The organism is Roseateles sp. (genome assembly GCF_047654805.1).
GTDB lineage: Bacteria > Pseudomonadota > Gammaproteobacteria > Burkholderiales > Burkholderiaceae_C > Pelomonas.
Genome location: NZ_JASGIV010000001.1, coordinates 624,457 through 637,757 on the forward strand (window position 1 = coordinate 624,457; position 13,301 = coordinate 637,757).

Genomic DNA, 13,301 nt, shown 5'->3' on the forward strand with positions numbered 1-13,301 from the left:
CGGCGCGGGGCGCTTCAGGCGCTGCCTGACCAACTGGCCAAGGTCGACGTCCTTGTTTTTGTGCTTAACGACCGCGGAACGGCCCCCACAGATGCTGCCACGCGCGCCGACTTGCTGGGGAGATGAACGCCGATCGCACGGCGCGGGGCACCGCCATCATCGCGCACCAGCTTCCGATCGAGCACTGGCACGCCTGGCTGGGCAACCCGATGGTGGCCGATGCCATCCTGGAGCGGCTCATGCAGCACTTCCGGTGCTTCAGCGTTGACGGTGAATCCGGTCGCACGAGGCGTGCCGCCGGCAAGACTAACGCAGCAGCTAAGGAAGCCGAATCTTGAGCCGATCCAGCACTCATCACCCTAGACTTCAAACTCGACGCAGCACCTGCCACCGGTCCGGCGGTGACGATGACCGAAATGGGCGGTGACGTTCGCCGAAATTCACCTGTGGCATTCAGGTCTTCCTGGAGGCACCCTTGAAAAAGCACGGCGGCTGCCCTTCTCGTCGCCTGGACATGGAAGGGACTGCGCCGTTGATGAGGGTAGGCCCCCCGGTCCGCAGCATCGTGGAGAGCCGCACGGATCAGCACGACTCTCTGTGTTTTCGGCGTCCTCAAAGCCAGGGATGAACAGTAGGATCTGATGGCATCAAGCAACAATGACTACTGCCGCTGTACTTGTTCTTCTCCTCGTCATTGCGTTGGCAGTGTGGCTTGCCGCCGCGCTTCGGTTGCTCAGGCAGCGGCGGCGCGACTATCAGGCGGCGAAGTTTCGGGCTGAGCGGCTGGGGAATTTCCTCCTGGCACTCTCCCGTTCCAATCGGATGGTGCTTCGCGAACAGCAAGAAGAGCGGTTGTTGCAGGAGTCCTGTCGCATCTGCGTGGAAACAGGGCATGCGTCACTGGCGTGCGTCTACGTGCGTGATGGCGACCTTGCCCATCGGGCTGCCTGCGCAGGGCCTGCGTCTCGGGTGCTGGAGAACGTACCAAACCCGTTGCCACTGAGTGCACCTGACTTGCAAGAGTCCTACACGGTGAGAGCTTTGAACGGTGGCACGCGTCTTGTCAGCAATGACTATGTCCTGGACGGGCAGGCTGGGCGCTGGCGTGAGGAAGCCGTGGCGCAAGGCATTCGGTCCATCGCCTGGATTCCCTTGTACCGCGCTGGCACCGTGTATGCCGTGCTCATGCTCTGTGCCGGCGAGCGCGGCTTCTTCGACGAAGAAGTACTGAAGCTGCTGGATGAGTTGGGCGCGGACCTCTCCTTCGCTTTGGAGAGCATCGATACGCTTCGTCGGGCGGAACTGTCGCGGCAAGAGGTCGAGGCCGGCCACAAGCGCTTTCGGACTCTTTTCGATGCAGCGCCGGTGCCGATGGCCATCGTGTCCATCACTGCGAGGTGCATTGTGGAAGCCAACGCGGCTCTGCTACGGCAATATGGTCTGGAAAAGGCCGAAGTGCTGGGCACCGAAACGTCCTCCCACGCCTATGGCGCCCTACCGGAAGATCGCGATCTGTTCTACCGCACGCTGAGCGCCCACGGGCGTGTGCGCGATCTCGTGCTGCGTATGCGTGACCCTGACGGGGTACTGCATCACTCAGTGTTCAATGCCGAGCCGATCGACTACATGGGAGAGGCATGCTGCTTGGTGACGGCGGCCAATGTCGATTTTCTCCGCTCGGACGCTTCTGAGCAGTAAGCTAGCGCCAGCGGGCCCCACGACGAGGCGTCGCTTGAGGTCTTCCAGATCAGTTGCCAGTCGTTCCCAGTTGATGTACGGGGGAACTTAGGCTCTCACGCTCGGGGCTCAAGGGCGTGGCTTGTTGCCCGTACATGGACGCCCCCGGTTTGCCAAGCTTCCAGGTCGCTGCCGCACGAAGAAAAAGATTGCGCCCGTACATTCGGACTTTCAATGCGAGACGAGCTCGCTGTCCCTGATGGGTTCTGCTGGTCGGCGCCCAATCGCTTACACGCACTCGAAGTGCCTCGGTCAACGCGGGCTGTGCCAACCACGGTCTTACCTGTCGTGCCATCAACTTGCTGGTTTGCCTGAGCAATCGGCGGTGGGATTCTCCTGTTCCAGTAGATGCGGTCGGTGTCTGGCTACGCTGCGGCGTAGTCAGCCTTGAACTCTCGCCCGTGCGCCAACAGCGCCCAGACGGTCCTCGCGGTCTTGTTCGCCATCGCGACCGCCGCAACGTTCTTGTTGCGACGCGTCGTAAGTTTGACCAGCCAGCCGTCGGCATCGGCGCGCTGGGTGGCCCTGTAGATGACGGAGCGTGCGCCGTGGATCAGCAGCGTGCGTAGGTACGCATCACCCCGCTTGCTCATCCCCAATAGCGTCGGCTTGCCGCCGCTGGAGTGCTGTCGCGGGACGACGCCCAGCCAGGCCGCGAACTGGCGACCGTTGTCGAAGTTCTTCGCGTCGCCGATGCTGGCGACCAGGGCGCTCGCGGTCAGTGGCCCGATGCCGGGCACCTTCTCAAGACGCTGGCTGGCCTCGCTGGCACGGTGCCATGCCTTGATCTGCACTTCGATCTCGTCGACCTGCTCCTGCAGCACCTTGAGGTGGTCGAGCAGGCACTGGATGAGCAGCCGGAATCTGCCCGGCAGCTCGTTCTCGGCATCTTCAATGAGCGTTGGCACGCGCTGGGCGATGTAGGCGATGCCCTGCGGCACCACCAGGCCGTACTCCCCGAGCAGGCCCCGAATCTGGTTGGCCTGCGCGGTGCGGGCCTTCACGAAGCCCTGGCGGACGCGGTGCAGTGAGAGTACCGACTGCTGCTCGACATTCTTGACCGGGACGAAGCGCATCGACGGCCGACTGACGGCCTCGCAGATCGCCTCAGCGTCGGCGGCATCGTTCTTGTTGCTCTTGACGTATGGCTTGACGAACTGCGGCGCCATCAGCCGGACCGTGTGGCCCAGCGCCTGCAGCTTGCGTGCCCAGTGGTGCGCGCTTGCACAGGCCTCGTACCGATCAGACAGGGAGGCAGGTTCGCGAAGAACGGAGCAACCTGGTCGCGCTTGAGCTGTTTGCGCAGCACGGCCTTGCCGCGCTCGTTGACCCCGTGAACCTGGAACACGTTCTTGGTCAGATCGAGGCCGATCGTCGTAATCTCCATGGTGGACGCCCCTTCCGATCGAGTGGTTGCTGACACATCCACTGTGGCACTTCGATGCCGTCTACGGGTGGGGGCGTCCATCCCATTGCTTACGCACGTTGGTGTCGCTGACCGCACTGATGCTGGCCGGCGCCAGCGCGACGCTGCTATGCCTGTCGGCACGCCGCGTCCAGTCAACGTGCGGCTGGCTGCCAACATCGACCATGATGTACAGCAGTCGTCGCATCGACAGTATTTCTTCGCGGCCGTTGGGCGCGCACGGTGCACGGGCCAGCAGGCGGGACTGCTGGAGACTGGTCAGTCCGAAGCTGTCGGTCAAGCCGCCGCATCGGTCCTGCCATCACGCCCTGGCGCCTGCGTTCCGGCCTGGTTGATCCTGCTCAGAGAAGCTCGGACAGCGCGTCGCGGATCGCTCGGTTGGCCGAGTTGATGTCGAAACCTTTCGGGTCGAACGGACCACCGCACCACCGCCACATGGCGTCGTGCTGCTCGTGGGACGGATCATTGATGGCTTGCAGGAATTCCTCATAGCCACCGAGTCCTCCGACGTCCTCCGGCGGGCAAGCGTTCGCGCCGGCCAAGCACATTGGCCAGCTGTTGCGTCCTTCGTTGGCGAGCTCAACCGCCTGCACCGTCACGTCGTGGTGCCAGCCGTCACCGAAGTCGTATTCGTGCAGGAAGCCCTTAACCGCCGCGCCCAGTACCTCGTCGAGGGTGAACGCGTCGTCGGGCAGCACAGGCTCGTCGTCGATCCACTCTTCATCGGCCCAGCCGTACAGCTTGCCGTCGATGGCGAACATGTGCATATGGCTGTTGGTCCAGCCCATCGCCGCCTGGATGACGCGATCCAGATCGGCTAGCGTCATGTGGCCGGGCATGTTGATCATCCGCCAGACGGCCGGCTCGCTACCCTCGAGCTTCACCAGCAATCGGTAGGCGTGTTTGGGTTTGGACTTCCTGCGTGCTCCGGTCTTGCGTGTGGTCATCGGCGCAGCGTATCAGGCGGGACGCCGCCGCCGGTGTGGTCAAGCTGCCGACGATGAACAGCGGTGCGGCAACATTTCGTCAATGTGGCCGGTGGGGTGAGTCGGCAAGTGATCCAGCACGTCCTTGAGGTTGACGTACGGGCTCCGTCGAGCCGCTGTGGTGGAGCTTGGTCGAGGCTTTGCGATTGTTTTCAGCCCCCGAGTTTCAGAATCGTCCCGATCCCCTCCGACAGGGCATCCTCGGCTCGGCGGCGCGCCGGGTGCATGGTCTTCACCTGGTCTTTGGGCGGTACTGGTCAGAGTTGAGGCCCCTTGTCGGCGAGGCAGAGAGCCTGGCGGCCTGGTTTGGGCCCAGTGTGAGCCGTTGGCACCAACACTGGATGGCCAGGCCGTTGCCACATGTCGAGCCGCCGAAGCTGCACGACTCCCTGGACGACCAGTGCCGCTGGTACGTCAGCGTGCTGCGAGGCCATTGCGCGCACTACGGTATGCCGCACAACTGGCGGGCCCTGGCCGGCTTTCGGCAGGCACTGCGGCGAATATGGTTCACCTGTCTGAAACGGCGCAGCCAGCGCTCGCGGCGGGCAGTGCCCGGCGTCAACTATCCTGAGCTGCCAGCGTCAACTATCTTGAGCGGTGCGGATGGGTGTTGATCACGGTGTTGGAGGTGCGCTGCGTTGCCGGCGCGCCGGCAACGCAGCGCGGCGTCGGTAGCTGTCCACGTTCATCTCCAGGATGGTCGAGTGATGCACCAGGCGGTCGACCGCAGCCACCGTCATGGCTTTGTCCGGGAAGACCTCATCCCACGCCGAGAACGGTGCGTTGGCCGTGATGGCCAGGCTCTTGCGCTCGTACCGCTCGGCGATCAGCTCGAACAGCACCGAGGTCTCGGCCTGGTCGCGCCGTGCATAGCTGAGGTCGTCCAAGATGATCAAGTCGAACCGGTCGAGCTTGGACAACTCCGCCGGCAGGCGCAGGTCGCGCCGGGCTGCCTGCAGGCGCTGCACCAGCTCGCTGGTGCGCACGAACAGCACCTTCAGCCCACGGTCGATCAGCGCGTGGCCGATGGCCGCCACGAGATGCGTCTTGCCGGTGCCCGGCGGGCCGAAGGCCAGCAAGTTGTGGCCCTGCGCAATCCAGCTGTCGGCCTCGGCCAGCGCCATCACATGGGCCTTGGAGACGGCCGGCACCGCAGCGAAGTCGAAGTCGGCCAGGCTCTTGCCCGGCGGCAGCTGGCTGTCGACCCGTGCACGGGCCAGGCGCCGCGTCTCGCGCTCGGCCATCTCATGGCCCAGCAGCGTGTGCAGCAGCCGCTCGGCCGGCCAGCCCTCGCGGTTGGACTGCGCGGCCACATCGGCCCACAAGCGCTTGATGGTCGGCAGGCGCAGCTCGGTGAGCATCAGTGGCACCGCTGCCCCCGATGCATTGGTGTCGGCACTCATGCGGCCTCCAGCAGTTCGTCGTAGACCGCCGCTGACGGCAGCACCACGACCACCTGAGGCATCGCAGCCGGTCGTGGCGCGAACCTGTCCCTGAGCACATCGATGTCGGGGAGCTCGGCGCCATCCAGCAAGCGAGCGAGTTCGATGGCCAGCTCTGCCACCACGTTGGCTCGGTCGGCCAGGTCCAGCAGGTCCACCATCAAGCGGCAGGCCGCCCGCTCGGGCAACGCCTGGCTAATGTGCTCCCAGGCCAGGGCGTACTCGCTGCGCGGGAACATCGCATCGCGCAACACCCAACGCGCGAAGGCGCCGGGCTTGCGCTTCAAGTTGGGCAGCATGTGACGCCAGTCAATGCGCTTGGGGTGGCGATCGGCCGTGCTGGCATGCAGCCGCTCGCACTCGAAGACCTTCACTCCGCCCAGCCAGGCGTCCAGATAGGTGCTGTGCAGCCTCACCTTCAACCGTTGACCGGCCAGACGCGAAGGCACGCTGTAGAGCACGCCCTTGGCGCTGAACACGCCGAACTTGCTAACGCGCGCATCCATCTCCTCGAAGTCGGACGTGCGCCGAGTCGGCAGCGGTTGAAGGCTGGTGCGCTCGACTTCCCATGCGCGCGCGCAGCGCGCGTTGAGCCGGCGCACGGTCTCCGCCACGAACTGCTCATAGGCCGGCAGGTCATCGAACTCGCGGCTGCCACGCAGCAGCAGAGCCTGGTCCAGTCCGCGCTTGAGGCTGCCTTGGCGCGCTTCAATGGAGCCGTTCTCGTGGCTCACGCCGGTGTTATTGCGCGTGGGCCGCATGCCATAGTGCTTGCACAGGGCCTGGTAACGCCGCGTCAGCTCTTCGCGCTCGGCCAGGTTGTTGAAGGCCGCCGACAGGCTGTCGGTGCGGTGTTCCTGCGGGACGCCACCGGCCATCCATAGCGCGTCTTGTAGCCCTGCAGCCAGGCTCTGGAAGCTCTCACCGCCCAGGACCACCCTCGCATGGCGCCAGCCGCTGTGGGCCAGCGCGAACTGGTACAGCCGGTGTGGGAAGGCCAGCCCCCCCAGACTGACGTCCAGATCGTCGGCCACAGTGAAGTCCGACAGCCCCAGCCGGCCCGGCGGATGCTCCTGCGCGAAGAACAACTCGCGCTCGCCGCCGTGCTCGGCGCGCCACTGGCTCACGCGCCGCTGCAGCGTGCGCAGCACTCCATCGGCGAACCGCTCGGGGTGGCGGCGCTGCAACTCCTCCAGCACGGTGACGGCCATCAACGACGGTGCGCCTTCCAGCATGGGCACCACCTCACTGGCCCACACCTCGGCCAGCGGGTCGGCGCGGGTGCGCCAGTGTCGCGGTGGGCGTTGTGATGGCAATGTCGTCGCCGATTCCAGCCGCCGCGCGCTGGCCACGCTGATGCCCGTCTTGGCTGCAGCAGCCTCCTGGCTGTGCTTGCCCCTCAGTTCCTTGTACTTGCTCACTTGCAGGTCCGTTATGCGTTTGCCGGGCACCGTGGCTGCCTCCCTCTGGAAGCCAACCACTGTAGGAACCCACCCGCAAAACGCTCCCCGGCGGCCTGCGTCAACCGCTCACGATAGTTGTCGCTGAGCGCTCAAGATAATTGTCCGCCGCCAGGGCAGGCTGGGACTGGTTCGAGACGGTGACGGCGCGCTACCCACTGCCCCCCGTGCGGATCACTCGTTCTTGGGTGGAGCAACGCATATGGCGTGCGTGACCTTCGGGAAGAGCCGAGTGCGGGAAAGCCGCATGCTCGGATCTGTGAGGGCGAAGCCCTATGGCCTAGCTACTCGACTATCACCGCGCTTTGCTGCCGAACAAGCAAATTCTCCCGGGGTGTCTACCGGCTCGGCGGAGCAAATTCCCCCACCCTGTCTACCGCCACATCCTTCGCTAACGTGCAATGAGCTGTTTTGGCGCATGACTGTCCCACCGAGCCAGTTTGCCGCTGCAAGCACGCCCCCTCGCCCTCAGCATCTTGGTGCCGGAGCAAAAGTCCGCGCTAGGTAATGAGTAGATCCGTGCCGGTGATGGAAAAGCCCGTCAGGTCGCATAGACGTGGACCCGCCCCGACAGCTCGGGGGCGGAGGCTGTGGTCGATCACGCAGAACCTCCACGGTGCCGTTGATCGCAATCGTTTTGTCGTTGAAAATGGCAAAAATAATTGTTTTGCTGGCGCGATATGCAAAATGTAGGTGAGCACGCCGGATGTAAGTGGCTGTCTGAGGCGTACGGCGTGGCGCCGGTGCAACCCTTCAGGGTACGGAGCCTTATAGGCTCAGCGCGCTCCAGCGCAGCGTCAAACGGCTTCACGGTGGAGACGTACCCAGCACAGTACCAGCCTAACGCGACGCTGAGCGCACACCTGACGTTTGCGCTCAAGTATGAGGGAGTCGACCTGGACTTTCTCGACCGGCTCTTCAAGGTCACCGGACCTGAGCCGATCGCTGCGTGGGCGAAGGAAGAGTACACGGGGGCATACGCGCGCCGCTGCGGCTTCCTCTACGAATGGCTCACCGGCTCCATCCTGGATGGCGTGGGCGACGCTGGCGGAAACTACGTCGACTTGCTCGACTCGTCGCAGTACTTCACGGCCACGGTGCCGGACAAGGTGCGCCGCTGGCGCATCAACAACAACCTACCGGGTACCCGTGCTTTTTGCCCGATGGTCGACATTCGCAGGCAGTGTGTGGTCGATCCCGCGTTGCTGCGCGCTGAGATTGACAACATGGTTGATCAGTTCGGGCTTGGGACGATCGAGCGTGCTGTCAACTGGCTGACGATCAAGGAGAGCAAGGCCAGCTTCGCCATCGAGTCCGAAGGTAAGGCAGAGGACCGCATTCGCCGGCTGGCGCGGGCCATGAGCACGCACTGCGGCAAGATCGAGTCAGCCCTCACGGAAGAGGGGATGCTTGAGATTCAGCGGGCCATCATGGGCGACAAGATGGTGGGCGCCAAGCTAGGTATCCGCCGGTCCCCAGTGTTTGTCGGACATACCAATTCGATCTTCGAACCCGTAATCGACTACCTGGCGCCGCCACATGAAATAGTGGTCGAGATGATGGACGGGCTGCGGACGTTCGAGCAACGCACTCGTGGGCAAAGCTCGCTGCTTCGAGCAGCAGCGCTGTCCTTTGGCTTCGTCTACATCCACCCACTGGGGGACGGCAATGGTCGGCTGTCTCGCTTCTTGATCAACGACATCCTTCGGCGCGATGGCTTTCTGCCAGCGCCCGTGATCCTGCCGGTGTCGGCGGTGATCAGCGAGAACGCGATGCGGCGCGCCGCCTACGACACCGCCTTGGAGCATCTCTCGCGGCCTTTGATAGCCACGATGGATTCGGTGTGCAAGTTCGGCGCAACGGTGCTGTACGAAGATGGTGTCGAGTCCAACCTGCACGTAGCTGACTGGAACAGGGGCCTGCCCACCTGGCGCTATGCAGACCTCACCCTCCAGTCAGCCTACTTGGTTGACGTTATCCGTCATTCAATCCTGCACGGGCTCAAGGACGAGGCCGTGTACCTGCGGCGCTATGACACTGCGAGCGAGAGCCTCAAGGAAATCATTGAGGGCCGCGACGAAGACTACGCGGCGATTATTCGGTCGCTGGTGACCAACATGAAAGTCAGTGGAAAGCTGCGCAAGACATACCCCGGGGTCTTTAACAACGAAGACTTGGCCCAACGCGTCGAATACGCGGTCTTCAAGGCTTTTGAGCTACTGCCCGACAACGGCGAAGATGATGATGAAGTGGTGCCGCGCCTGGATGTGGTGCCCAGATGAGCCGTGAGCGCAGGTGCGCGTGCGCTGTGCGTGTCCAGTGGCGCCTGCGGATGCTGCAGGATCGCACTCTCGCCGAGATGCGCGACATGGGAGACACCAGGGCACCGTACTCGGGTCGGCCCTGCAAATTTCTATTCCACCAACTCAGCGCAGCGTGAAGGCGAGCCGGTGATCGATGGCCGTTGATCGGCCTGAGGCGGTCGCGGAGCGATGCAGGGCCAGCCAGGCCAATGCAGCGAGGCTGCGCAAGTACAAGAGAAGGGCCGCCAGGCCCAGACGCACGATGGCACGCAGCAGCCAGCGGATGTTGAAGCCGGCCGCGCACAGCACGGCGTGCAAGGCGTCGCCCTCGCTGCCCTTGAGCCAGCAGCGATGCATCCCGTTGTCGTGCTTGGTGTGGCCGATCACCGGCTCGATCGCCTGACGACGCTTCAGCCAGCGGCGCTGCGTGTTGGTCAGCGTCTTGTGCTTGCCGCGATGGATCACCTGCACCGGCGCGACCTCGTGATCCACGCCGCGGTAGCCCAGATCGACGATGGCCGTCGTGGGCTTCACACCGAGGTCCTGCAGCAGCACCGTGGTCTGCTCGATTTGTGCGGCCAGGGTGTGGCCGTCGAACGGGTTGCCGGGGAAGCTCCTGGCGCCCACCATGAGGCCTTGCCTGTGCGTCACCGCCAGGCTCACCTTGCAGCCGAACTCGTAGGGTTGGCGGGCCTTGCCCTTGCCGATGCACTCCGCCTCCGGCGCGTGCAAGGCGTAGAGCTTGCCCTTGTCGTGCGGACGCTGTGTGCGGATGCGCTCGGCCCGCTGCAGCCAGATGTTCAGCTGATCCTGGGCCTGCTGCGGCAGCGTCACCATCTTGCGCTGCACGTCGCGCAGCAGCGCCCCGAGGATCGTTCGCTGGCGGCGCAGCACGCGCTTCAAGCGCTTGAACTGCTTGGCGTGGGCATAGCCGGCCGCGCGCCGGCGCAGCGTCTTGCCCTCGCGCTGATGCGTCTGCTTGAGCTGCAAGCCCGCGCGCTGCGCCAGCCGCGCGATCTTCTCGCGCGCCACCTCCAGCAGCCGGCTGTCGGTCGGGTGAGCGATGGCCTTCTCCTGCACCGTGCTGTCGACGATCACGCGCTCGAACTCCGCGGGCCGGATCGCCTTCATGCCCACGGCCGCCTCGATCGTGGACTTCAGCAACTGCTCCACGCCGGCCTCGCCGAGCACCCGCCGGAAGCGCCCGATCTGCGTCGCGTCGCAGGGCAGCCGCGGTTCGAAGTACACCTGTCCGCTGAAGAACTGGAAGTACACGTCCTGGGCCCAGCGCTCGACCACCGACTCGTCGCTCTCGCCATAGGCGTGCTTCAAGTACAGCAGCGCCACCATCAGCCGGATCGGCAGCCGTGGGCGGCCACGCTGGCTCACGCCGGCTCCGGCCACCGCCAGTGTCGGGCCGAACAGGTCGGTGTCCTCGATCACACGGCCGGAGCGATCCTGGTGCGCGAACAGCGGCGCCAGCGACGCCTCGATCTGCGCCCACGGCATGCGCGTGGCCAGCACCGCCAGCGCGTGGCGCATGTCGATCATTTGCTCCAGGCGCGCGCGGAAGAAGTCGTCGGTGGCCATCGGCGGTGGTCTCCAAACTCCCAGGAACTGCGCGTCATTGCAACGCAAACTGGGAGTTCGGACTATCGGCGATCACCCGCAATGCCAGTGTTCATGCGGGTTCCAGGCGTTTTGCAGGCCTGACTACTCGGAGATGGTGAAAACCTAGCTGAAAAACTTTACCGCGCGGTTCGTTTAGCAAACGGCCAAGCGTGGCCGGCACCTTCTTTGGTAAGGACGTTCCCGCCTCGAAGGGGCCGACGCAAAGCGTGACCGCGTGTTGTCCGCCGATGAGCTGCGGGAACTGCACGCAAGACTCGCAGACATGGAGGCGGCCTATGTAGCGACGCCAGCCAGCAAGAAGTACGGCACTGATCGGCCGCTGAAGAAGGAGACGCAGCTTGCGCTGTGGATTTCCCTCTATTCCGCACGTGTGCTTCGGCGGGTCAGCCGGTCGATCATGTCGCGCAGCGTGATGTGTTGCGCTACACGCAGCAGGCGACTCTCAATGGCGATGTTTGCGGCCCGGTCGGCCGGTGCGGTCTTTGCGAGTTCATCGTGTTCGGCCAAGATTTTTTCGAACTCGTTTTCTACGCCGCCCGTCACCTTCATCACGATGCGCTGCGCGATGGGGCGGGGTAGGCCGAGAAAGTCGGCGGCAGCCATCACAGCCTCTTGGGTCACGTCACCGAAGGTCTTCGCGCCTGGGAGGGGGAAGGCCATAGGCACGTGGTTCCACTTGCCGTTGTCGTCTGCGAACGCCTTGGTGTGATAGACGCCCGTCGACAAGAGGTCGTAGTGGGGTGCGAGTTCGATGGCATCGTGGCGTACGTGAAACGAGAGATTCTTCAGATGACAGTCGTCGTTCCCTACAAGGATGTTGAAGACCAACCAAGTGAACAGCTTGGTGCGGGTCTGAATCTTGACGGTCGTGGCCTCGACGATTTGTACAAGCGCTTCTAGCGTGGCGCCTGAATGCTTGAATGTTCTTGCCCTATTCAGCAGCTGGCACCCATCAATGACGTGAAGCCTCTCGACATCGGGGGCGGTTAGGGGGCCGGACTTCCCCCGCGGCCATTTGACTTTGCGGTCGAAGCGCTCAATCAGGTATATCGGTTCAGGCACGTACCGCATGGCAACATTCGGAACCTTGAGTCCAGCAGCGTCCGCCAGGCGCATGGTGAAGTACTCGTTGAACACCGATGCGGGGTACGTCCCCGCTTCAGGATGGTCGGGCTTCAGGATGTAAGTTGAGGGAGTGGCGCCCACAGGCTCATACAAGGCGTCCTTCTTGAGCACGACGAGCAGCTTGTGCTGCGCTCCGGCCAGGGACATGCGCTTCGGCGCGCTCTTCGAAAGCGTCTGCTTTGGCAATGACTGGATGCGTTGGCTGAGCGTCTTGTCGGAGAGTTCGATCAGCTCGTTTTTCTCCGTGAGCGCTATACCCTCCGGAAGCAGAGTCAGGGAGCCTGCCGACTCGGCGCCGAGGTACTCCAACAGAGCGAAGGCATCTTCATGGTCTTTGATGCCCGCTTCCTTCGCAATCGCCTGGCGCAGCAGCTCTTCCGGAAGGAGGTTGTCGAAGTACCACTGCACCGGGCGCAGTGTGCCGCCGTCTTCGTGACGCAAGGTGTGGCGAGGCAGTGCTGGGGACAGATCGAAGCTGCGTTCCTTGGCAACCCACTCTGGGGTGTACTCAAAAACCCAGAGGTTGTTCTCGTCGCTGAGAGTTCCCGCCCGCGTGCGGTCGATGTAGACCTGCAGGCTACGCACGGTCATCGTCCTTGGCCAAGAGTCGATGCGCGATGGGCGTTGTTGACCCGCTGGCGTTCACGGTCGAGCTTGTGCGTTCTTTGGCTTCAAGCAGGGCCTTGTTGAGAGCAGGCAATGCCGAGTCTGGCAGATCAACCGTCAACGTGAGGCCCACCTCATTGAGCAGACGGAGGATCGTACTGAGCTGTACAGACTTGCCTTTCTCGGCGTTGACTGTGGTCTGCTTGCTGACTTCTACCGTGCGGGACAGATCATCCAGGCGCACCTTCGCGCTTTTGCGTGCTGCGCGAAGCAAGAGGCCCAGATCTGCTGGCGATTGAATCGTGTACTTCATAAAGTGACTACTCCAATGGTCACTGTAGCCATCTGGATAGGAAAAATCAAGAAAACGACCATTTTAATAGCCATTTTTTGAAAAATATCAATTGGGACTATGAGGTGACTAGTGCAGTGGGCATTTCCACGGATGTTTCTTTAAAAACGTGGAAAATGTCTACCACACTAGGCAATTCAATCAAAAGCGGCTCTTATGGTGAAAAAATGACTAATGGAGTAGTCAATTCATTGGAAAAGATGTCAGGTGTCTGCACTCGAAGTAGCGTTCT

Annotated in this window: 10 protein-coding genes and 1 pseudogene; 3 read left to right on the forward strand and 8 right to left on the reverse strand. The window is 63.2% G+C overall.

Annotated features, from left to right (window positions below):
* The first annotated feature begins 122 nt into the window (after positions 1-122).
* Positions 123-338 carry an ATP-binding protein gene (locus tag QM732_RS02855; protein ID WP_415654701.1) on the forward strand — a complete coding sequence of 72 codons (216 nt, stop codon included), beginning with the start codon at positions 123-125 and terminating at the stop codon, positions 336-338.
* 319 nt (positions 339-657) lie between these two features.
* On the forward strand, positions 658-1,698 hold the full coding sequence (locus QM732_RS02860; RefSeq protein ID WP_415654702.1) for a GAF domain-containing protein: 1,041 nt from the start codon (positions 658-660) through the stop codon (positions 1,696-1,698).
* Positions 1,699-2,102: 404 nt separating this feature from the next.
* Here QM732_RS02860 and QM732_RS02865 read toward each other — a convergent pair.
* The 5 genes and pseudogenes from QM732_RS02865 to istA all read right to left on the reverse strand — a co-directional run bounded on the left by QM732_RS02865 (position 2,103) and on the right by istA (position 7,042).
* Positions 2,103-3,124: pseudogene (locus tag QM732_RS02865) on the reverse strand (IS110 family transposase).
* Between the two features lie 61 nt (positions 3,125-3,185).
* On the reverse strand, positions 3,186-3,350 hold the full coding sequence (locus QM732_RS02870; RefSeq protein ID WP_415654703.1) for a hypothetical protein: 165 nt from the start codon (positions 3,348-3,350) through the stop codon (positions 3,186-3,188).
* 154 nt (positions 3,351-3,504) lie between these two features.
* Positions 3,505-4,110 carry a plasmid pRiA4b ORF-3 family protein gene (locus QM732_RS02875; RefSeq protein WP_415654704.1) on the reverse strand — a complete coding sequence of 202 codons (606 nt, stop codon included), beginning with the start codon at positions 4,108-4,110 and terminating at the stop codon, positions 3,505-3,507.
* A 653-nt stretch (positions 4,111-4,763) separates the two neighbouring features.
* The gene (gene istB / locus QM732_RS02880; protein WP_415654705.1) at positions 4,764-5,552 is read right to left on the reverse strand and encodes an IS21-like element helper ATPase IstB; all 789 of its coding nucleotides are present in this window, start codon (positions 5,550-5,552) and stop codon (positions 4,764-4,766) included.
* Complete coding sequence (gene istA / locus QM732_RS02885) at positions 5,549-7,042, reverse strand: IS21 family transposase (protein ID WP_415654706.1); 1,494 nt, start codon at positions 7,040-7,042, stop codon at positions 5,549-5,551. The genes istB and istA overlap by 4 nt, the downstream gene beginning before the upstream one ends.
* 821 nt (positions 7,043-7,863) lie before the next feature.
* On the opposite strand from istA, the gene QM732_RS02890 reads away from it, so the two are divergent.
* The gene (locus QM732_RS02890; RefSeq protein WP_415654707.1) at positions 7,864-9,333 is read left to right on the forward strand and encodes a Fic family protein; all 1,470 of its coding nucleotides are present in this window, start codon (positions 7,864-7,866) and stop codon (positions 9,331-9,333) included.
* Between the two features lie 144 nt (positions 9,334-9,477).
* Here QM732_RS02890 and QM732_RS02895 read toward each other — a convergent pair whose 3' ends face one another.
* The 3 genes from QM732_RS02895 to QM732_RS02905 all read right to left on the reverse strand — a co-directional run bounded on the left by QM732_RS02895 (position 9,478) and on the right by QM732_RS02905 (position 13,030).
* Positions 9,478-10,944, reverse strand: coding sequence for an IS5 family transposase (locus tag QM732_RS02895; protein ID WP_415654708.1), 1,467 nt, complete (start codon positions 10,942-10,944; stop codon positions 9,478-9,480).
* Between the two features lie 399 nt (positions 10,945-11,343).
* Positions 11,344-12,702, reverse strand: a complete 1,359-nt coding sequence (locus tag QM732_RS02900) for a HipA domain-containing protein (protein WP_415654709.1) — start codon at positions 12,700-12,702, stop codon at positions 11,344-11,346.
* Positions 12,689-13,030 carry a hypothetical protein gene (locus QM732_RS02905; RefSeq protein WP_415654710.1) on the reverse strand — a complete coding sequence of 114 codons (342 nt, stop codon included), beginning with the start codon at positions 13,028-13,030 and terminating at the stop codon, positions 12,689-12,691. Before QM732_RS02905 ends, QM732_RS02900 begins: the two co-directional genes overlap by 14 nt.
* Positions 13,031-13,301 lie beyond the last annotated feature (271 nt).

What these genes read in the sequence shown, in the direction of transcription:
- QM732_RS02855 (WP_415654701.1), top strand. Translation starts at nt 123, where the DNA reads ATGAACGCCGATCGCACGGCGCGGGGCACCGCCATCATCGCGCACCAG.
- QM732_RS02860 (WP_415654702.1), top strand. Translation starts at nt 658, where the DNA reads ATGACTACTGCCGCTGTACTTGTTCTTCTCCTCGTCATTGCGTTGGCA.
- QM732_RS02870 (WP_415654703.1), bottom strand. Translation starts at nt 3,350, where the DNA reads ATGCGACGACTGCTGTACATCATGGTCGATGTTGGCAGCCAGCCGCAC.
- QM732_RS02875 (WP_415654704.1), bottom strand. Translation starts at nt 4,110, where the DNA reads ATGACCACACGCAAGACCGGAGCACGCAGGAAGTCCAAACCCAAACAC.
- istB (WP_415654705.1), bottom strand. Translation starts at nt 5,552, where the DNA reads ATGAGTGCCGACACCAATGCATCGGGGGCAGCGGTGCCACTGATGCTC.
- QM732_RS02895 (WP_415654708.1), bottom strand. Translation starts at nt 10,944, where the DNA reads ATGGCCACCGACGACTTCTTCCGCGCGCGCCTGGAGCAAATGATCGAC.
- QM732_RS02900 (WP_415654709.1), bottom strand. Translation starts at nt 12,702, where the DNA reads ATGACCGTGCGTAGCCTGCAGGTCTACATCGACCGCACGCGGGCGGGA.
- QM732_RS02905 (WP_415654710.1), bottom strand. Translation starts at nt 13,030, where the DNA reads ATGAAGTACACGATTCAATCGCCAGCAGATCTGGGCCTCTTGCTTCGC.